This is a genomic window from Streptomyces sp. NPDC048277, assembly GCF_040652235.1.
Lineage (GTDB): Bacteria > Actinomycetota > Actinomycetes > Streptomycetales > Streptomycetaceae > Streptomyces.
Genome location: NZ_JBEZLQ010000019.1, coordinates 116,353 through 135,804, shown reverse-complemented (window position 1 = coordinate 135,804; position 19,452 = coordinate 116,353). Strand labels below are relative to the sequence as shown.

General features: G+C 71.9%; 16 protein-coding genes. 3 read left to right on the top strand and 13 right to left on the bottom strand.

Annotated features, from left to right (window positions below):
* Positions 1-5 precede the first annotated feature (5 nt).
* Together AB0D85_RS34775 and AB0D85_RS34770 are read left to right on the top strand one after the other, a co-directional pair.
* Complete coding sequence (locus AB0D85_RS34775; protein WP_362329016.1) at positions 6-419, top strand: thioesterase family protein; 414 nt, start codon at positions 6-8, stop codon at positions 417-419.
* Positions 416-1,096: a hypothetical protein gene (locus AB0D85_RS34770; RefSeq protein ID WP_362329014.1), complete on the top strand. Its 681-nt coding sequence runs from the start codon at positions 416-418 to the stop codon at positions 1,094-1,096. Before AB0D85_RS34775 ends, AB0D85_RS34770 begins: the two co-directional genes overlap by 4 nt.
* 27 nt (positions 1,097-1,123) lie before the next feature.
* On the opposite strand, the gene AB0D85_RS34765 is transcribed toward AB0D85_RS34770, so the two are convergent.
* Complete coding sequence (locus AB0D85_RS34765; protein ID WP_362329012.1) at positions 1,124-1,528, bottom strand: globin; 405 nt, start codon at positions 1,526-1,528, stop codon at positions 1,124-1,126.
* A gap of 79 nt (positions 1,529-1,607) precedes the next feature.
* Here AB0D85_RS34765 and AB0D85_RS34760 point away from each other — a divergent pair, with 79 nt between their 5' ends.
* On the top strand, positions 1,608-2,585 hold the full coding sequence (locus AB0D85_RS34760) for a methyltransferase domain-containing protein (RefSeq protein WP_362329010.1): 978 nt from the start codon (positions 1,608-1,610) through the stop codon (positions 2,583-2,585).
* Positions 2,586-2,654: 69 nt separating this feature from the next.
* Here AB0D85_RS34760 and AB0D85_RS34755 read toward each other — a convergent pair whose 3' ends face one another.
* The 12 genes from AB0D85_RS34755 to AB0D85_RS34700 all read right to left on the bottom strand — a co-directional run bounded on the left by AB0D85_RS34755 (position 2,655) and on the right by AB0D85_RS34700 (position 19,421).
* Complete coding sequence (locus AB0D85_RS34755) at positions 2,655-4,388, bottom strand: FHA domain-containing protein (protein WP_362329008.1); 1,734 nt, start codon at positions 4,386-4,388, stop codon at positions 2,655-2,657.
* A gap of 66 nt (positions 4,389-4,454) precedes the next feature.
* Positions 4,455-5,795: a VWA domain-containing protein gene (locus AB0D85_RS34750; protein ID WP_362329006.1), complete on the bottom strand. Its 1,341-nt coding sequence runs from the start codon at positions 5,793-5,795 to the stop codon at positions 4,455-4,457.
* Positions 5,796-5,934: 139 nt separating this feature from the next.
* Positions 5,935-7,245: a PP2C family serine/threonine-protein phosphatase gene (locus AB0D85_RS34745; protein WP_362329004.1), complete on the bottom strand. Its 1,311-nt coding sequence runs from the start codon at positions 7,243-7,245 to the stop codon at positions 5,935-5,937.
* A 3-nt stretch (positions 7,246-7,248) separates the two neighbouring features.
* Entirely contained in the window at positions 7,249-9,894 is a 2,646-nt protein-coding gene (locus tag AB0D85_RS34740; RefSeq protein ID WP_362329002.1) for a tetratricopeptide repeat protein, read from the bottom strand.
* A gap of 3 nt (positions 9,895-9,897) precedes the next feature.
* Complete coding sequence (locus AB0D85_RS34735; RefSeq protein ID WP_362329000.1) at positions 9,898-11,223, bottom strand: hypothetical protein; 1,326 nt, start codon at positions 11,221-11,223, stop codon at positions 9,898-9,900.
* A 47-nt stretch (positions 11,224-11,270) separates the two neighbouring features.
* Positions 11,271-12,314 (bottom strand): glutamate ABC transporter substrate-binding protein, encoded by a 1,044-nt coding sequence (locus tag AB0D85_RS34730; protein WP_362328998.1) that lies wholly within the window; start codon positions 12,312-12,314, stop codon positions 11,271-11,273.
* 14 nt (positions 12,315-12,328) lie between these two features.
* A complete protein-coding gene (locus tag AB0D85_RS34725) occupies positions 12,329-13,663 on the bottom strand; it encodes a hypothetical protein (RefSeq protein WP_362329150.1) in 1,335 nt (444 codons plus the stop codon).
* A gap of 334 nt (positions 13,664-13,997) precedes the next feature.
* Positions 13,998-14,969 carry a BadF/BadG/BcrA/BcrD ATPase family protein gene (locus AB0D85_RS34720; RefSeq protein WP_362328996.1) on the bottom strand — a complete coding sequence of 324 codons (972 nt, stop codon included), beginning with the start codon at positions 14,967-14,969 and terminating at the stop codon, positions 13,998-14,000.
* Complete coding sequence (locus tag AB0D85_RS34715; RefSeq protein WP_362328994.1) at positions 14,960-16,228, bottom strand: 6-phospho-beta-glucosidase; 1,269 nt, start codon at positions 16,226-16,228, stop codon at positions 14,960-14,962. The genes AB0D85_RS34720 and AB0D85_RS34715 overlap by 10 nt, the downstream gene beginning before the upstream one ends.
* Before the next feature lie 6 nt (positions 16,229-16,234).
* On the bottom strand, positions 16,235-17,131 hold the full coding sequence (locus AB0D85_RS34710) for a carbohydrate ABC transporter permease (RefSeq protein WP_362328992.1): 897 nt from the start codon (positions 17,129-17,131) through the stop codon (positions 16,235-16,237).
* A 2-nt stretch (positions 17,132-17,133) separates the two neighbouring features.
* Positions 17,134-18,075, bottom strand: coding sequence for a sugar ABC transporter permease (locus AB0D85_RS34705; RefSeq protein ID WP_362328990.1), 942 nt, complete (start codon positions 18,073-18,075; stop codon positions 17,134-17,136).
* 2 nt (positions 18,076-18,077) lie between these two features.
* Positions 18,078-19,421 carry an ABC transporter substrate-binding protein gene (locus tag AB0D85_RS34700; protein WP_362328988.1) on the bottom strand — a complete coding sequence of 448 codons (1,344 nt, stop codon included), beginning with the start codon at positions 19,419-19,421 and terminating at the stop codon, positions 18,078-18,080.
* Positions 19,422-19,452 lie beyond the last annotated feature (31 nt).

Below are 19,452 nucleotides of genomic sequence, written 5' to 3'. Positions count from 1 at the left end.
CGATCTTGCGCCACATCTACCGCTGCCCCCTGCGCTGGGCGGACATGGACGCGTACGGCCACATCAACAACGTGGTCTTCCTCCGCTATCTGGAGGAGGCCCGTATCGACTTCCTCTTCCGCCCGGACAAGGACTTCCAGCAGGGGTCGGTGGTGGCGCGCCACGAGATCGACTACAAGCGGCAGCTCGTCCACCGGCACCACCCGGTCGACATCGAGCTGTGGGTCACCGAGATCAGGGCCGCGTCCTTCACCGTCACCTACGAGGTGAAGGACGACGACCTGGTCTACGTACGGGCCTCGACGGTCATCGTCCCGTTCGACTTCGACGCCGGACGGCCGCGCCGGATCACCGCCGAGGAACGTGACTTCCTCGCGGAGTACCGGGACGACGACAAGGAGGAGGCCGTCGCCGCATGACGGTGCTCCACCTGGCCGACGACGGGGAGGCGGCGGACCTCGCCGCCTTCCTCTCCCGGCTGCTGCACTACGACCGCGGAGCGGCCGTACGGCTACAGGCCGCCGGTACCGCCCTCGCCGTCTTCGGGCGGCCGCCGTCCTTCGAGGTGCTGGCGATCCGCGCGGTACGGCTCGCGAAGCCGTACGAGGACGGACTCGACGTCACCCTCGACGTGACCGTCTCGGCGGGGGAGCTGCTGGAGGCGGTGGACGAGCGGGCTGCTACGGCCGCCGTGCCGAAGGCCGTCACCGGGCCGCCGTGGGCCGGTGTGCTGCCGCCGCGCGGTGGCTGGGGGCCGGAGCCGGGGCTGCCCGCGCCGGAGGCGCTGCGGGCGACGGTCGCGGCCGCGGTGAGTGAATTCCGCTCCAGGACCGAGGAGTTGGGGCCGGACGGCCGTACCCGTGCCGAACTCGACCGGATCGGGCGGGACATCTGGTCCCGGACGGTCGGCGGGACCGGGCTGCCGGTACGGGCCGTGCACGCCGCCCAGTCGCTGGGCTTCCTGCGACCGAGCGGCGCGGGCGAGGCCGAGGCCGTACTGCTGTCCGCGGGGGCGTGGCTGCGGCTGCGGACGCCGTTCGGGTCGATCGCCGTACGGCGGGCGGGACTCGGGGCGTTCGGCGTCAGCGTGCGCTGACCCGGGCGCGGGGGCGGCCGCCGGCCGTCACTCGGGGGTGTTGACCATCGACGCGGCCGCGTACGTGAGGTAGTTCCAGAGCTGTTCCCGGTGCTCCTCGGAGAGACCGAGCTCGTCCACGGCCACCCGCATGTGCCGCAGCCACGCGTCGTGCGCCGCCTGGTTCACGGTGAACGGGGCGTGCCGCATGCGCAACCGCGGATGGCCGCGGTTGTCGCTGTACGTCGTGGGGCCGCCCCAGTACTGGATGAGGAACAGGGTGAGCCGTTCCTCGGCAGGGCCCAGGTCCTCCTCCGGGTACATCGGCCGGAGGGACGGGTCCTCGGCGACGCCCTCGTAGAAACGGTGGACGAGCCGACGGAAGGTCTCCTCCCCGCCGACCTGCTCGTAGAAGGTCTTCTCCTGAAGCGTGCCGCGCCGAATCTCTCTCACCCGTACATGGTCTCAGACGCGGGGACCCAGGACTCAAGGCTTAGGACCCGCAGCGGGGTCGCGGATCTAGGGTGGACGCATGGGCGCCTACGACTCGGACATCGAGGGGCTTGCCGCGGCGGCGCGGGGTGAGCTGGTGCGGGAGATCGACGCGGAGGGGGTCTGGGCCGGGGAACCGGTGTGGCGGGAGGCGTTCGAGGCGGTGCCCCGGCATCTGTTCGTGCCGTACTACTACGTCGCCGGGGCGCGGGGGTACGAGCGCCGGTGGGGCGAGAGCCCCGATCGTGCGGCCAGGGAGCGGTGGGTGCGGGGGGCGTACGAGGACGTTCCGCTGGCCACCCGGCTGCGGGACGGCGAGCTGCTGTCCTCCAGCAGCCAGCCCTCGCTGATGGCGCGGATGCTGGTCGAGCTGCGGGTGCGCGACGGCGACCGGGTGCTGGAGGTCGGTGCGGGCACCGGGTACAACGCCGCGCTGCTGGCCCGTCGGCTGGGCGACGACGATCTTGTCACCACCGTCGATGTGGAGCCGGAGATCGTCGAGTCCGCGCGGCGGCACCTGGCCGCGGCGGGGTACCGGCCGGCGGTGGTCACGGGGGACGGGGCGCGGGGGGTGCCCGAGCGGGCGCCGTTCGACCGGATCATCGCGACGTGTGCGGTGTCCGCGGTGCCGCGTGCCTGGGCCGATCAGTGCGGTGCGGGTGCGCGGATCCTGACCCCGATGGCCACGGGGTTGCTTGCGCTGACCGTGGCGGGCGTCGGCCGGGCCGAGGGGAGGTTCCTGCCGTCGGCGGCGTACTTCGTGCCGTTGCGGGGGGTGGAGAGGGCGGTGGGGCCCGGGGATCTGGGCGGGGTGCCGTCTCAGGCTGTTGAGGATGAGCTGTTTCAGTTCCTGGTGGAACTGACCCAGGGGGTGCTCACTCCGCGGGAGGCGTATGCGGTGTGGGTGCGGGAGGGGATGCCCGGGCGGGAGCGGTACGGAGTCACGGTGGACAAGGAGGGGGAGTGGGTGTGGCTGGACGACCGGGAGGGGCCGTGTGTGTGGCCGCTCCCGGTCTGACTTCGGCTGCGGGTCGTATGTGGTTGCTCGCGCAGTTCCCCGCGCCCCTTGAAAGCAGGGCGTTGCCGCTCAGCCTCGTCGGACGGTGATCGTCGTCCAGGCGCCCACGTGTACCCGGTCCCCGTCCTGCAGCGGTACCGGTACGAACGGCTGGATCGGGTCCTCCGAGCCGTTCACCGTCGTGCCGTTCGTCGAGTTCTGGTCGACGACCGCCCAGCTGCCGTCGGGCTGCTGGACCAGGACCGCGTGCTGGTGCGAGACGCCCGGGTCCTCCGGCGGTACCGACAGGTCGATGTCGGGGGTGTCGCCGGTGGAGTGCCGGCGGCGGCCGATGGTGACCTGGTTGCCGGTGAGCGTGCGCTGCTGCTCGGGGGAGTAGGCGGGCAGGTTGAGGCCGGCCGCCTCCGGGCCCGAGCGCTGCATCATCGCCATGAAGTACTCGCGGTCCGGGCCGATCGTCGCTATCCAGGTCGCCGGGCCCTGCGGGGCCTGCGGGAAGCCGGGGCCGGGCGGGGCCTGTGTGGCGCCGGGCTGCGGGTAGCCGTAACCGCCCGGCCGGGCGGGCGCGGCGGGACCGGCCGGACCCGCGGCCGACGGCGGGGAGATCACCCAGTCGTCGTCACCGCCGCCGAAGGGCGGGCCGCCGGCCGGGGGCCTGGTGGTCTCCTGCGGGAAGCCGGGCGGCGCGGGCGGGGCCGACTGCTGGAAGGCGCCGGGAGGGCCACCGGCGGTCGTGCCGGGGCCGCCGGGGCGCGGCGGGAGCGGCGGCCGGGACGGGTCGCCGCCGCCGAAGGGGTCGCGGGTGAAGGGACCGGAGGCCTGACCGTTGTCGGGCCCCTGGCCGGGAGCACCGCCGAAGGCGGACGGGCCGCCGGCGGTCTGGCCCGGAGCGCCGCCGAACTGCGGGGGCGGCGCAGAGGGGCCGCGCTCGCCGCCGAAGGGCGACGGGCCGGACTGGCCTCGGTCACCGCCGAAGGCCGGAGGGCCGGACTGGCCGCGCTCGCCGCCGAAGGGGGGCGGGGAGGACTGACCGGGGTCGCCGCCGAAGGGCGACGGGCCGGATTGGCCGCGGTCACCGCCGAAGGGCGACGGGCCGGACTGGCCTCGGTCGTTGCCGAACGCCGGAGGACCGGACTGGCCCCGGTCGTCACCGAACGCCGACGGGCCCGACTGACCGCGCTCGCCACCGAAGGGCGGCGGCCCGGACTGGCCGCGATCGTTGCCGAAGGCCGGAGGGGAAGGTTGGCCGCGGTCGCCGCCGAACGGCGGGGGGCCCGACGGGCCGCCGCGCTCGCCCGCGAACGGCGTCGGGCCCGAGGGCTCGCTGCCGAACGACGGGATCGGCTCGGCCGGACGGTTCACCTGGGAGGGGCGTGAGCCCTGGTACTCGTACGAGTCGCCACCGCCGCCGAACGACGGCGCGCCGGGCGGCTGGAAGCGCGGCACACCGGGGCCCGCGCCCGCGCCCGCACCCGGCGCCGGCGGGCGCGGGGCGGCCGGGGTGTACGAGGTGGCCGTGTTGGTGAGGAAGTTCCAGCGGCACTCCTCGCAGAACGGCGCACCGCCCTCACGGGGCGTACGGCACTGCGGGCACAGCTCCGACTCGGGCGAGTTCGGCACCGAGGAGAGGTGACGGCCGCCGCCGGCGGGGCCGCCCGCCGGGGCGCCGGGCGCGGGCGGCGGGAAGCCGTAGCCGCCGGGGGCCGGCGGGGGCGGCGGAGGTACGGCACCGGCCATGCGGTGACCGCACACCTCGCACCAGTCGTCGGAACCCGACTGGTGTCCGTTCGGGCAGGTCGGCATGTCGGCGCTTCCCTCTCTGTCAGGTTCGTCCTGAGCCTGTCTGGGTGTCCTGCGTGTACTGCTAGGTCACTTCTTTACACGAACAGTCTTTGTGGACCTTGTCTCGAGAGTCATCTCGTCGGCCTCCGCAACCTTCGCTTTCAGTCGCACAGTACCCGTCGCGGCGTCGACCACGTCCACCACCTTCGCAAGCAGTTTCGCAGTATCCGCGTTCCCGGAGGCGCTGGCGAGCTGAACGGCTCTGCCCAGTTTGGCCGTTGCTCCGTCCATATCGCCCGCTTTGCGCAGATCCAGCCCTTGCTGGATGGCTTGTGCCAGTTCGGCCTGGCCGGTGTAGTGGGCGACTTGGGGGTTGATGGAGGTCGAGGCGACCATGTCGTCCGTCCACACGGCCCTGATCAGACCCTGTGCGCCCAGGTTCTGGACGCTGCCGTCGGGCTGCGGGACGACCAACGAGACGCGTGCGGCGAGCATTTCCTGGCCGAGCCCGGCCGAGGGGACCTCGACGCAGACGTGGTAGTCGCGGGACTCGTCGCCCCAGGAGCCGGTCGGGTAGTCCCCGGCACGCGGTCCCGCCTCGGTGCGGCGGTCGGTCAACTGTTCCACCGTGGGCGCCACTTGCTTGACGAACTTGATGGTCGTGCCGACCGGGGTCCACAGCCGCAGCGCGACGTCCGCGACCTCCTTGCCCATCGCCGTCTCCATCATCTGCGTGAAGTCGGCGGCGAGTCCCGTGGGGTCGGCGACGATGTCGGCGGTGCCGAGCAGCGCCGAGGCTATCCCTGTGACTTCTTTCACTTCCCAGTCGGTGCCCACGCCCCGCGCGTCACAGGTGAACCGTCCGGCGCAGGAGTCCAGGGCGGCCTTCAGGTCCTCCGGCGACTCGTGCTCGTTGCGGCCGTCGGTGAGCAGGATGCCGTGCCGGATCGAGACGTCGTCGGAGGAGAGCAGGCGGTCGGCGAGGCGCAGCCAGGTGCCGATCGCCGTGCCGCCGCCCGCGCTCAGCCTGCGCAGCGCCTGCTTGGCCTGCTCCCGGGTGCTGCGGTCGGCCACCGCGAGCCGGCCGCCGCCCGGGTAGACCTCCTTGGCGACGTGGGTGCCGCCGATCACCGCGAAGTGGGTGCCGTCGCGCAGGGTGTCGATCGCGGCCGCCGTGGCGTCCCGGGCGTTGCGCATCTTGGTCGGCGGGTAGTCCATCGAGCCCGAGCAGTCGACCATGATCGCCACCCCGGCCGAGGGGCCCTGGCCGGGGGCGTACGACGTCCCGACCGCGGTCCCGACGGTGCCGCCGCCGGTCGCCGTGACCGTGACGATCGCGTTGACCTCGCGGCCGCCGTCCGGCAGGTACTCGTTCTGGTACACGTCCACCGAGAACTGTGGCACGTTCGACTTCGACAAAATGGCCATGACTGCTCTGGTCCCCCTCCACCCCACCCGTGGTGGGTGCTGACGGTGTCCGGACCGGTCCCCTCCGGTCCGCGGGTGCTTCCCCGTATGTCCGTGCCCCGTATGTCGCTTTCCCGTTTGCGGCCGTTTTGCGGCGGCCTCAGGCGGATCCTGCCCCCTGCGGCGGTGCCGGGAACGGAAGGAGCGCCACTGTTACGTTGTCGTGGCCCCCGCCGTCCAGGGCGTGACCGACCAGGACCCGGGCCGCGTGCAGCGGCCGCAGGGCCGCGTCGGCGGGCACGACCTCGGACATCTCCTCGGCCGACTCCGCGTAGTTCCACAGGCCGTCGGTGCACACCACCACCACACCAGGCCGGTCCGGCTTGAAGGAAGCGGTGTGCGGCTCCAGTTCGTAGGCGTCCGCGCCGAGCCAGCCGGTGATCGCGTGGGCGCGCTCGTCGGCGTACGCCTCCGCCTCGCTCATCAGCCCCGCGGCCACCATCTGCGCGGCCCAGGAGTCGTCCTCGGTGAGCCGGACCGCCGGTGCGGCGCGGTCCACCGGCACCCAGTAGGCGCGGCTGTCGCCGACCCAGCCGACGACCAGCAGACCCGAGGTGACGATCGAGCCGACGATCGTGCACGCCGGGGCGTTCTGGTGCGGAGTGTGCTCACGGGCCGAAGGGGGCTCCTCGGCAAGGGCGTTGACCGCCTGGGAGGCGGCGACGATCGCCTCGTGCAGCGCCGCCTGCGGATGCGTGCCCTGCGGCAGCGCGGCCAGCAGCGCCTCGCCCGCGGCCCGGGAGGCGGCCATGGAGGCCTCGTCGGGGCGGGTCGCCGAGGAGACGCCGTCGCAGACGACCGCCAGCACGGCCGGAGTGCCGTCGGGCAGCGCGGTGTGGCCGACGGTGAACGCGTCCTCGTTGCGGTGGTGGCGCAGCCCGCGGTCGCTGACGGCGGCCACCGGGCCCGACTCCTGCTCCATGTGGTCGCGTTCGCGCGGCTGGGCGTGCCCGCAGTTCTCGCAGTAACCGTCGTCGTCGACCCGGCCCGCGCGGCAGGCCACGCACACCTTCGCCGGCTCGGCGGTCTCGGCGGCGGAGGCCGCCACCCGCGGGTCCGGCGCCTGGAGCGGGTAGTCGTCGGGCTCCGGCGGCCGGTCGAAACGCACCCCGGAGGCCGGGGACACCGGCGAACCGGGCAGCGGCCTGCCGCCCGAGTCCGTACCGGGCAGATCGGTCGGCAGATGCGGGGCAGCGGGCGTTCCGGAGCTCTCCGGCTCGGGCGGGGGCCAGTCCACACCGGAGGGTCCCACACCGGAGCCGCCCATGGTGAGGGTCGGGTGGTCCGGCGGCGCGGCGGGCACGGCCGACAGGTCGTACCCGCACGCACCGCAGAACAGGTCACCCGATTCGAGCGGCTCCGCGCAGCTCGGGCACTTCGCCGGTGCGGCCTGCTGGGGCATCTGCGACATCAACTACACCCACGTCCGGGGGCGGTAACGGTTGGCCCGTTCCACCAGGTCGATCCTCTCCTCACCGCCGGTCGCCAGTCTGGCCAGCGTGCGGTACGAGCGTTCCAGGCCGAAGCGGAGGCCCCGCTCGTCCAGACCGCTGCCGAGCAGCACCCGGCCGCCGGCGGCGGGCTGTACTCCCTGGCCCCCGGAGAGTATCCAGTCCAGCGCGCAGCCGAGGACTTCCGCCGACAACTGCTCACGCCTGGCCGGGTCCAGACCGTACGCGTCCAGCGCCTCGATCTGCCCGGAGGCGGCCGTCAGATCGTCCAGGAACGGCGTGTCGTCGGCCGCCGCGGTCCGGTGCCGCAGCCGCGCCCGTACGGCCGCCACCCGGGCCGCCGTGTAGTGGATGGAGGCCTCCGGCACCGACTCCAGCGTCCGTACGGCAGCGCGCCGGTCCCCGGCCGCCAGCTGCACCCGGGCCAGGCCGAACGCGGAGCTCACGAAGGACCGGTCGGTCGCCCACACCAGCCGGTAGTACTCGGCCGCGTTGTCCAGCTGGCCGAGCACCTCCGCGCACAGGCCGAGCGCCAGCTTGGGCGCGCTCTCGCCGGGGAAGGCGTCGTAGATCGCGTCGAAGGACAGCGCCGCGCCCTCGAAGTCGCCGGTGACCAGGGCCACCACGCCCCGGTACCACACCACCCGCCAGTCCTCCGGGTGCTCCCCCTCCAGCTCGCCCAGCGCGGTCAGGGCGGCCTCGTGGCCGCCGCTCTCCAGCCGGGCGCGGATCTCGCGCAGCCGGGTCTCCACGGTCCGCGCCGGCGCGGCGGCCAGCGCCCCGAGCAGCTCGCCCGGCGCCGAGGTCATCATCAGGCCCGCCAGGAAGCCCGCGTTGGGGTCGTTCGGGTCGACCAGCGGAACCGGCAGGGCGAGCGCGGCGGCGGAGGTGGCGAGCGGCCGGACGAGCACCGGAGAGGCGGGGGAGCCCTCGACGGCCCGTGCGGCCGGGGCAGCCGGGCCGGCCGAGGGGCCGCCGGCGGTCCGGGCCGCCGAGCCCCCGCCGAGCGCTTGGGCCGCCGGGTCGCCCCCGGGTGCGGGGGTCCCGTCCGGCGCGGTGCCGGGCCGGCCCAGCGGTCCCAGCGCGAGCTTTCTGGAGGCCACCGCCCGCGCCCCCAGCCGGGACACGTCCCCGTCCAGCTTCGGGAACAGCTCCGTGTCCGTGACCTTGACCTCGGGCCCGAACAGCGTCGACAGGGCGGGCCGGGCCGTCCCGGTCTGCACCGACACGACCTCGCGCAGCACCCCGGTCAGCTGCTCGGCCATCTCCTGCGCGGAGGCGAACCGGCGGGCCGGGTCGGGGTCGGTGGCGCGCACCAGCAGCCGGTAGAAGGACTCGTACTGCCGGAAGACCTCGATGTTGTCCGGGTCGGGCAGCGAGTCCACGAAGACGGTCGTGTAGCCCTGGAAGTCGAAGGTGAGGACCGCGAGGGTACGGCCGACCGTGTACAGGTCGGACGCGACCGACGGGCCGACCTCCGCCACCTCGGGCGCCTGGTAGCCGACCGTGCCGTAGATGGCCGACTCCTCGTCGTCCATCCGGCGCACCGCGCCCATGTCGATCAGCTTGAGCTGGTCCTCGGTCTGGATGGCGTTGTCGACCTTGAAGTCGCAGTACAGCAGGTTGCGGCTGTGCAGGTGGCCGAGGGCCTCCAGAGCCTCGATGCCGTACGCGCACGCCTGCTCCACCGGCAGCGGGTCGCGGCGGCCCTCCGGGGTGCGGCGGGCGTTGGCGATCTCCTTGAGGGACTTGCCGCCGACGTACTCCATGACGATGTAGCCGTCGAGGGAGCCGGTGCGCTGGTCGAGGTGCTCGACGAAGTTGTAGATCCGCACGATGTTGGCGTGCTCGATCTCCGCCAGGAACCGCCGCTCGGAGATCGCGGCCGCCATCGCGTCCTGGTCCCCCGTGTCGAGCAGGCCCTTGAGCACCACCCAGCGGTCGGCGACGGCCCGGTCCACGGCGAGGTAGATCCAGCCCAGGCCGCCGTGCGCCAGACAGCCCGCGACCTCGTACTGGCCGTGCACCACGTCGCCGGACTTCAGCTTGGGCACGAACGAGTACGGGTTCCCGCACTTGGTGCAGAACCCCTCGGTCCGCCCCGGATGCTCACCACGCGCCCGCCCGACCGGCGCCCCGCAGTCCGAACGCGAGCAGAACCGCTTGCGCTCGGGAACCTCGGGGTTCTCCAGGACCATCTCGCGCGGATCCGGCTTCGGCACCTGCGGCACCGTGACCAGGCCCGCGCCCAGCCGGCTGCGCCCGGACGCACCCGTCGACGAACCGGAGCTGCGCACCGACACCGAGCGCCCCGTGGACTTGCCCGACAGGGACCGCGAGAGCCGTCCCGACACCGAGCGCCGCGACTTCGACGACTGCGACGACGTACGCGAGGAGCCACGGCTGCCGCGGCCGCTGGAGCGCGAACTCCCGCTGCCCGCCGAGTCCCTGCCGCCCGCCGTGAGCCCGGTGGGCGGCGAGCCGACCATCCCGCTCTCCGAGACGACCGGAGCCAGACCGCAGGTGTCGCAGTACAGCTCACCGCCGCCCATGTCCTCGTACGACCCCTCGCAGTCCGGCCGCTGGCACGACTGTCCCGCCTGACTCACCGTCTACTCCCCCCTCCGGTCCTCGGGACCGCTCTGCTGCGGCACGCGCGGCGCACCCAGTGCCTCCGCCGCCGCGTGCTGGTAGCGCAGCACCGCCTGCTCCGCGACCCGCAGGTCGCAGGGCGCGCTCCACAGCATCCGCCGGGCCGCGTCGTACCGCTCGATCAGGAACGGGTCCTCCGCCAGCCCGTGCCGGGCCACCTTCGCCTTGTACGCGTCCAGCCGGCCGCGCAGCTCCGCGCGCACCGCGAGCGGTGCGGTGACCGCCGTCAACGACTCGCGGGCGCGCAGTAGTTCGTCCTCCGCCTTCTGCTCCAGCGACTCCAGCAGCGGCGAGAGGCGGTGCCACTGGGCCTGTCTGCGGTACTCGGCGGCCGCCGCCAGCTGCTCCTGGAGCGCGGTCGGCGGGCCGCTGACCACCGGCACCTCGGTGGCCGCGATCTTCGCGAGGACCTCACCGCGCGCGGTACGCGCCTCGGCGAGGGTGCGGTCCGCGCGGGACAGCACGTCCCGCAGCTTGATCAGCCGGGCCTCGGCGTCCTGCCGTACCGTCAGCACGGCGTCGATCTCCCGCCGGACCTCCTCCAGCGCCCGCGCCTCCCGGTCGTACACCGTGGTGTCCGGGCGGCCGCCGCCGGGCGCCGAACTGCCCTGCGCGGGCACCCAGAAGCCCAGCGGATCGGAGACCACGTCCTCGCGCAGCCTCGTCAGCGTGCGGGTGATCCGCTCCAGGTCGTCGCCCGCCGGGTGCTCGCCCGGGCGCACCCCGACCGAGTGCGCCAGCTTGCGGGTGCGCTGCAGCTCCGCGGCGAGTAAATCGATCCGCGCGGGCAGCGCCGACCACACCGCGTCGGCGGTGACGACCATGTCCAGCGAGGTCGCGTACAGCTCGTTCATCCGGTCGACCAGGGCCGCCAGGGAGAAGCGTTCGCTCAGCCGGCCCGCCGCCGACAGCAGGGTCGGCGCGTTCGCCGTCGCCGTGGCGCTGCCCGCCACCGTCACCGACTCGCCCCGCAGCAGCTCGGTCAGCTCCACCAGGTCCTCACGGCTGGACCAGCGGCGCCGGGACCGGATCTCCCGGGCCGAGCGCAACGCGTCCGTGTAGGCGTCGAAGTACGCCCACAGCAGGGTGATCGATGCCTCGGCGGCCGTCCACCGCTCCCGGGTCGTGCCCGTGAGCTCGGCGCCTTCGAGGAGCCTGCGGCCCGCGTGGTCCTGCAGGGCGAGGAGCGAGGTCTCGATCGCCTCGTGCTCCGCGCCGAGCCGCGCCAGCGCACGGTCCACCTCGTCCCGGTCCATCAGCGGCCCGGCGGGGTCCGTGACGCCCATCGATCACCTCTCGCTTGCTTGTCGGGGCTGGGCCTCGCGGATGCGGGTCAGCTCGTGCGCAGGTACTGCGGCGCGGGCGGTTTCGACGCCGACGAGTCCGTTCCCAGCGTCGCCGACAGCCACTTGTCGTACGAGGCCTGCCAGCCGTCGGCCCGGTAGTCCACCAGGATCTGGTTGACCCGGCGTACCAGATCGGTCGCATCCTGCTTCATCGCCACGCCGTAGTACTCGGTCGTGAAGGCGGCGCCCTTCAGCTCGACCGTCGGGTCCTGCGCGGCCTGGCTGGCGGCCAGCGCGCCGTCGGTGACCACCGCGTCGACCTCGCCGAGCTGCAACCGCACCAGGCAGTCGAGTTGGCTGGGCACGGTCGTGGATATGTCTGCGGAAGCCACCAGCTTGCCCGACTTCTTGTCCGCGTCCAGCTTGGCGTACGCCGTCGAACCGGCCGCGGTGCAGATCTTCTTGTGCGCCAGCGTGCTGTTGTAGCCCGTGATCGACGACGACTTGGGCGCCAGCACCTGCTGGCCGGTCTTGAAGTACGGCGCGGAGAACGCGACGTCCTTCAGCCGGTCGCAGTTGATGGTCATCGTGCGCACCACCATGTCGACGCGGCCGTCCTGGATCGCCGGTATCCGCTGGCTGGTCGGGATCGCCTTGAACTGCACGGCGTTCGGGTCGCCGAGGATGTCCTGGGCGATCCGGTGCACCAGGTCGATGTCGAAACCCTCCAGCTCCGCACCCGAGTTGTTCGGGTTGCGGTAGCCCCAGCGGTAACTGTTCTGGTCGACACCGACGATCAGCTTCCGCTTGGCGCCCGTACGCGCCTTGATGGCGTCGATCGTCGTGCCGTCCGCGCTCGACGGCGACCAGGTGTCGTTCTGCGCCTGCGAGTCGACGCAGCTGTCCGCCTTCGCCTGGCGGCCGGTGGCGAAGCCCTGCCCGCCGGGCCCCTGGTCGCCGTCGCCGTCCTCACCGTGCGACTGGGTGAGCGGCAGCAGCAGGACGAGGGCCAGCGCCAGGACGCAGCCGACCGCCATCGCGCCCACTCCGCCCCAGCCGCGCAGGGAGGCCCGCATCCTCCGCACGAACATCGCCACGCCCCCTCTCACCGGTACTCCGAAAGCCTGCGTCCGATGCCGAACAGCGCGCCCGACGCCGCCGCGACGCCCAGCATGGCGGCACCGATCGGCAGTCCCGTCATCGCGTCCCGCCCGTCGGTGGCCCGCGCCCGGAACTCGGTCTCCTCGTGCGCCAGGGCGGTCTTCAGGTTCGCGTCGACACTGTCGAAGCACTCACCGGTCGCACCCTTCGCACCGATCACCTTGTCCAGCGCCGCCTGGTAGTCGCCGTTCTCGTCGTCGCTGCGGGCGTCGGCGTGCCGCTCCTTCCACACCTTCATGTTCCCCTCGGCCGCCTGTACAGGCTTGCTGCCGGCCGAGTCGTCCGCGAGCGCCGAGGCCTGGGCGAGACCCTTGCCGAGGGCGGCCATGTCCTTGTCGAAGTCGTAGTAGTACGCGTCGTACGTCTTGTCGCCGACCGTGATCGTCTCGGCGCCGCGCGCCACCAGGCTCAGGTTCTCGTTCCCCCGCGCCTTCAGGGAGGCGATCCGGGCGTCGTGCAGGACGTTCAGCGAGCGGACGCCGTGGTCGTAGGAGCCGTCCAGACCGGCGCGGGCGAGGGAGTGGCCGACGACCAGCCACAGCAGCGTGATGACGGTGGCCGCGGAGGCCGCGACCAGGCCGTGGTTCAGCAGCCGGTTCGTACGGCGGTAGTGGCGCAGTTGGGCCCAGGCGAGCGCGGCGAGCGCGAGGACGCCGAGGGCGATGGCCGCCCAGGGGTACGGCGTCGCGTCCGAATAGTCCGACGACAGCCGCGCGTTCTCCTTCTTGTAGAGATCCTCCGCCGCCGGGAGCATCTCCTGCTGCATCTTCTCGTTCGCGTACCGCAGGTAGGCGCCGCCGACCGGGTAGCCCTGCCGGTTGTACACCCTGGCCCGCTCCACGAGCCCCTTGTACTCCGGCAGCAGCTTGTTCAGCTTCGCCACGGCCGCCTCCGAGGGCGAGCCGGGCTCGGAGGCGGCGGCGGCGGTGACCAGCTTGGCGGCGGCGGTCTGGATGTCCGACTCGTACCGCGTGCGGGAGGCCGCCGTCTCCTGACCGCCCGCCAGGAAGCCGCTGGAGGCGGCCGTGTTGGCGTCCGCCAGCGAACGGTAGATGTCGGCCGCGCCCGAGCTGAGCGGCTGGCTGCGGTGCAGCACGTCGTCGGCGGCGGCCGCGCGGTCGGTCATCTGCCAGGCGGTGACGGCGCCGAAGGCGACGATCAGGAGGGCGAGGACGGCGCCGATGAGGCGGAGCCGGCCGGGCTCCGTCGTCGCGGCCGTGCGCACCTGGTCGAGGCCCTCCGCGAACGCGGAGCGCCGAGGGGGAGTCGCCGCGGGCAGGGCGGGGCCCGCCCCCGGTGGTGCCGCGCTGTTCTTCGGCGGGTGTGTCACTTGACCTCCCCCATGGTCATTGCGTCGCCGCCCAGTATCGCCGCCCGGACTGACATTCGGCACCGGCCGTCACTGGATCTTGATCGGATCGCAGCGGAACCCCTGCCCATGAATACGCCGGGGGAATCGGTTCGGTTCCGGAGGGGTGGTGCGGGAGCGTGCGTTCCGGGCCGGGGAGGGGCGGGACCGCATCGTCGCGGGCTGCGGGCGGGTGGGGGCTGGTCGCGCAGTTCCCCGCGCCCCTGACGGGGCGCTCCCCACCCCCGCCCAGTCCCACCCCGGGTCACCCCTCGAAATACCGGCGCACCCTCTCCTGCACCACCGCCCCCGCCCCCACCGCATCCAGCCCCAGCAGCGCCGCGCCCAGTACCGGACGCGCCGTCACCACCCTCGGTACCGCCTTCGGCGCACGGGACGCCAGCAACTCCCGTACCCCGTCGTCCAACTGTGGATGGCCGCCCGCCAGCACCCCGCCCCCCAGCAGCACCGGCGTCTCCTCGTCCAAGAGCTCCAGGCGGGTCAGCGCCACCATCGCCATCGTCACCACCTCCTCCGCCAGCCGGTCCACGATCGTCCGCGCGACCGGGTCGCCGTCCGCCGCCGTGGCGAACAGCACCGGCGTCAACTCGTGGCGGCGGGCGGGCTCGACCTCCTCCAGGTGCAGTGCCTCGATCAGCGTGAGCATCGTCCCGTACCCGAAGTGCGCCGGAAGGGTGCGGGCGAGGGCCGTGCCCTGCCCGCGGCCGTCCTCCGCGCGGGCCGCGTGCCACAGCGCCTCCTCGGCCAGCCCCCAACCGCCGCCCCAGTCACCGGAGATACGGCCGAGCGCCGGGAAGCGGGCGGTGCGGCCGTCGGGGCGCATGCCGACGCAGTTGATGCCGGCGCCGCAGACGACGGCGACACCGCGCGGCTCGGTCACACCGGCCCGCAGGATCGCGAACGTGTCGTTGCGCACCGCCACCGACGGACCCCACGCGCGCGTGTCCAGCGCGGCGGCCAACTGCTCCTCCTCGAAGGGGAAGTCGGCGTTGGCCAGGCACGCCGAGACATGGGCGACCGAGGTGACCCCGGCGGCGCCGTACGCCTCCGCGACCGCCGCCGCCACCTCGTCCACGGCCTGCTCCACGCCCACCACCGGCGGCCGGAACCCCCCGCCGCGGGCGGTGGCGAGGACGGTGCCGTCGGCCGCCACCACCGCGACGTCGGTCTTGCTGTTGCCCGCGTCGATGGCGAGGACACTTGCGGTCAGGCCCACGCGAGGTGCTCCCGGTTGTGCGCGATCAGTCGGTCGGTCAGGGCGTCGGCGTACTCGTACTGGCCGATCAGGGGATGGGACAGCAGCGCCCGGAAGACGCGGTCCCGGCCGCCGCGCAGGGCCGCCTCCAGGGCCAGTTCCTCGTACGCCGTCACGTTCGCCACCAGCCCGGCGAACAGCGGGTCGACGTCCGGGACGGACAGCGGCACGGGGCCGGCCGAACCGACCGCCGCCTGGACCTCGATCACCGCGTCGTCGGGGAGGAAGGGGAGCGTGCCGCCGTTGTAGGTGTTCACCACCTGGTAGGGGTTGCCGCCGCCGCCCAGCAGCGCGGCCGCGAGGTCCACCGCCGCCTCCGAGTAGTAGGCGCCGCCCCGTTTGGCGAGCAGCTCCGGCTTCTCGTCCAGGGCCGGGTCGCCGTACATCTCCAGCAACTGCTTCTCCATCGCGGCCACTTCGGCGGCCCGGGACGGCTTGGTGCGCAGCTCGCGCACCACTTCGTCGTGGGCGTAGTAGTAGCGCAGGTAGTAGGAGGGGATCACACCGCCCAGGCGGTCGAGGAGCGCCGGGGGCAGCTTCAGGTCCGCGGCGACGGTGTCGCCGTGCTCCGCGAGCAGCTTGGGCAGGACGTTGTCGCCCTCGGGGCCGCCGAGGCGGACCGCGGTCTCCCAGGTGAGGTGGTTGAGGCCCAGGTGGTCCAGGTGGATCTCGGACGGGGTGACCCCGAGCAGGTTCGCGAACTTGCGCTGGAAGCCGATCGCCACGTTGCACAGCCCGACCGCCTTGTGGCCGGCCTGGAGCAGGGCACGGGTCACGATCCCCACCGGGTTGGTGAAGTCGATGATCCAGGCGTTCGGGTTGGCGCGGCGGACCCGTTCGGCGATGTCCAGGACGACCGGGACCGTACGCAGGGCCTTCGCGAGACCGCCGGCGCCGGTGGTCTCCTGGCCGATGCAGCCGCACTCCAGCGGCCAGGTCTCGTCCTGCTGCCTGGCCGCCTGGCCGCCGACGCGCAGCTGGAGCAGCACCGCGTCGGCGCCCTCGACGCCCGCGTCCAGGTCGGAGGTGGTGACGATCCGGCCGCTGTGACCCTGCTTGGCGAAGATGCGGCGGGCCAGTCCGCCGACCAGTTCCAGGCGTTCGGCGGCCGGGTCGACCAGCACCAGTTCCTCGACGGGCAGGGTGTCCCTGAGCCGCGCGAAGCCGTCGATGAGTTCGGGGGTGTAGGTCGAGCCTCCGCCGACCACAGTGAGTTTCATGCTTGGTTAACCCTTCACTCCGGTGAGCGTGACGCCCTCGACGAACGCCTTCTGGGCGAAGAAGAAGACGAGGATCACGGGGGCCATGACCAGCACGGTCGCGGCCATGGTCAGGTTCCAGTCGGTGTGGTGCATGCCCTTGAAGGACTCCAGGCCGTAGGAGAGGGTCCAGGCGCCGGGATTCTCGGACGCGTAGATCTGCGGGCCGAAGTAGTCGTTCCAGGCATAGAAGAACTGGAAGAGCGCGACGGCCGCGATGCCCGGCTTCGCCATCGGGATCACCACCCGCAGCAGCGTCCTGAAGTCCCCGCAGCCGTCCACCTTCGCCGCGTCCAGGTACTCGTTCGGGATCGTCATCAGGAACTGGCGCAGCAGGAAGATGGAGAACGCGTCGCCGAACGCCATCGGCACGATCAGCGGCCACAGGGTGCCGGAGAGATCCAGCTGCTTCGCCCAGAACAGGTACATCGGGATGATGACCACCTGCGGCGGCAGCATCATCATCGAGATCACCAGCATCAGGGACAGATTGCGGCCCCGGAAACGGAACTTGGCGAGTGCGTACGCCACCGGGAGCGAGGACACGACGGTCAGCACGGTGCCGAAGCCGGCGTAGAACAGCGTGTTCTTCCACCAGGTCAGAAAGCCCGGTGTGTCGAAGACCTTCCGGTAGTTCCCCCATTCCCAGGTGTGCGGGATCAGATCCCGGCTCAGCGCCTGGCTGTCGCTCATGAGGGAGGTCAGGAGGACGAACACGAAGGGGAGCGTGAAGAACAGGGCGGCGGCGACACCGAGCGAGTGGACCGCCACCCAGTTCAGCAACGCCTTGCGGCGGGCGGTGCGTTCGGCCGCCGAGACCGGCTGGGGCGTCAGCTTCGCCGGTCGGTCCAGCACTTGGGTCATCGTCAGTCACCTGCCTGGATGAGACCGCCCCGGCGCCGCATCAGGATCGCGGTGAACGCCATGGACAGGGCGAAGAGGACAAGAGCGACGACACACGCGGAGCCGTAGTCGAAGCGCTGGAAACCGAGGTTGTAGACGAGCTGGGGGAGGGTGAGCGTCGATTTCTCCGGATAACCGGGCTCGAACTGCGTGCCCGCGCCCTGGATGACACCCGAGGCGATTTTTCCGGCGATGAGCGGCTGCGTGTAGTACTGCATCGTCTGGATGACGCCCGTGACGACCGCGAACATCACGATCGGCGAGATGTTCGGCAGCGTGACGAACCGGAAGCGCTGCCAGGCCGAGGCGCCGTCCAGCTCCGCCGCCTCGTACTGCTCCGTCGGCACGTCGAGCAGCGCCGCCATGAAGATGACCATCAGGTCGCCGACGCCCCACAGGGCCAGCAGGGTCAGCGCCGGCTTCGACCAGGTCGGGTCGTTGAACCAGCCGGGGGCCGGGATGCCGACCTTTTCGAGGATCGAGTTGACCGGTCCCGTACCGGGGTTGAGGAGGAACGCGAAGGCCATGGTCGCCGCGACCGGCGGGGCCAGATAGGGCAGGTAGAAGAGGGTGCGGAAGACCCCCGTACCCGTCTTTATCTTCGTGATCAGCATGCCGACGCCGAGTCCGAAGACGACCCGGAGGGACACCATCACGATCACCAGCCACAGCGTGTTGCGCAGGGCGGGCCAGAAGTAGGGGTAGTGCTCGAAGACGTACGTCCAGTTCTTCGTGCCGCTCCACGTCGGCGCCTTGAAGCCGTCGTAGTGCATGAAGGAGAAGTAGACCGTGGAGAGCAACGGGTAGGCGAAGAACACCGCGAACCCGATCAGCCAGGGCGACATGAAGGCGATGGTCCGGAGCGCCGACCGGCGGCGCCTCGACGCGAGGGTGATGGTGCTCATCGCTACTTGGCCTGCGCGATGTCCGTGTCGATCTGCTTGGCCGTGGCGGCCAGACCGGCCTTCAGGTCGGTGACCTTGCCGCTCTCGTAGTCGTATCCGAAGTTCTGGATCGTCGTCAGGTACACACCGCCGTTGATGGAGGCGGGAGACGTCGTCGAGTTCGGGTTCGCGGCGATGTCGAGGAACGTCTTGAAGCGCGGGTCGTACGTCAGCTTCGGCGACTTGAGGGCGGCGAGCGTGGACGGGACGTTGTGGATGGCGTTGGAGAAGTTCACCACCGCGTCGGTGTCCGTGGTGATGTACTTGACGAACTCCCAGGCCGCGTTCTGCTTCTTGCTGGTCGCGGCGATGCCGGCGATGGTGCCGGTGATGTAGCCCTTGCCGTACTGGGCGGCCTGGTCGTCGGGAACGGGCAGCGGCGCGACGCCGATGTCGAACTTCGTCTTGGCGTCCACGGCCATGCCGAGCCGCCACTCGCCGTCGAGCTGCATGGCGACCTGGCCGGTCTGGAAGGGGTGCTTGTCGCCCCACTCGTCGCCGAGGGTCGCCCGGTACTTCTCCAGCTTCTGGAAGCCGCCGAGGTCGTCGACGAGCTTCTTCTGCAGCGTGAACGCCTCGGTGAAGGCCGGGTCCTTGGCGATGTCCGACTTGCCGTCGGAGGTGAAGTACGTCGGCGAGAACTGCGCCGCGTAGTGCTCGGTCGTCGTCTCCCAGCCGTGGTAGTCCGGCATGAAACCGAGCTGCTGGTAGCTGTCGCCCTTGGCGATCGTCAGTTTCTTGGCGTCCGTCTCGAACTCGGTCCAGGTCTTCGGCGGGGAGGTGATGCCGGCCTTCTTGAACGCCGTCTTGTTGTAGTAGAGGCCGTACGCGTCACCGAGCAGCGGCGCCGTGCAGCGGTTGCCGTCGAACTGGGTGTACTCGTTCATCGCCTTCGGGAACGTCGTCGTCGGGTCGATGCCCGCCTTCTTGAAGAAGGGGTTGAGGTCGACCAGCGCGCCCGAGGAGCAGAACTTGCCCACGTTGTTGGTGGTGAAGGAGGAGATGACGTCGGGGGCCTTGTCGCCGCCGGTGCGCAGCGCCTGGTTGATCTTGTCGTCGGTCATGTTGGAGACGACGTTGACGTGGATGTTGGGGTGCGCCTTCTCGAAGCCGGCGATCAGCGCGTTGACCGCCTTCACCTCGTTCGGGGCGCTCCAGGCGTGCCAGAAGTTGATGGTGGTGTTCGCGGAGGCGTCGTCGGAGGCGCCGGAGGAGGACTGGCCGGTACAGGCGGTGAGCAGGGCGAGCGAACTGGCGGCCGCAGTAAGGACAAAAGCCGTCTTTCGGGCAGCGGAGGGTATGGGCATGGCGAGATCTCCCAGGGCGGGCGGTGAGCGA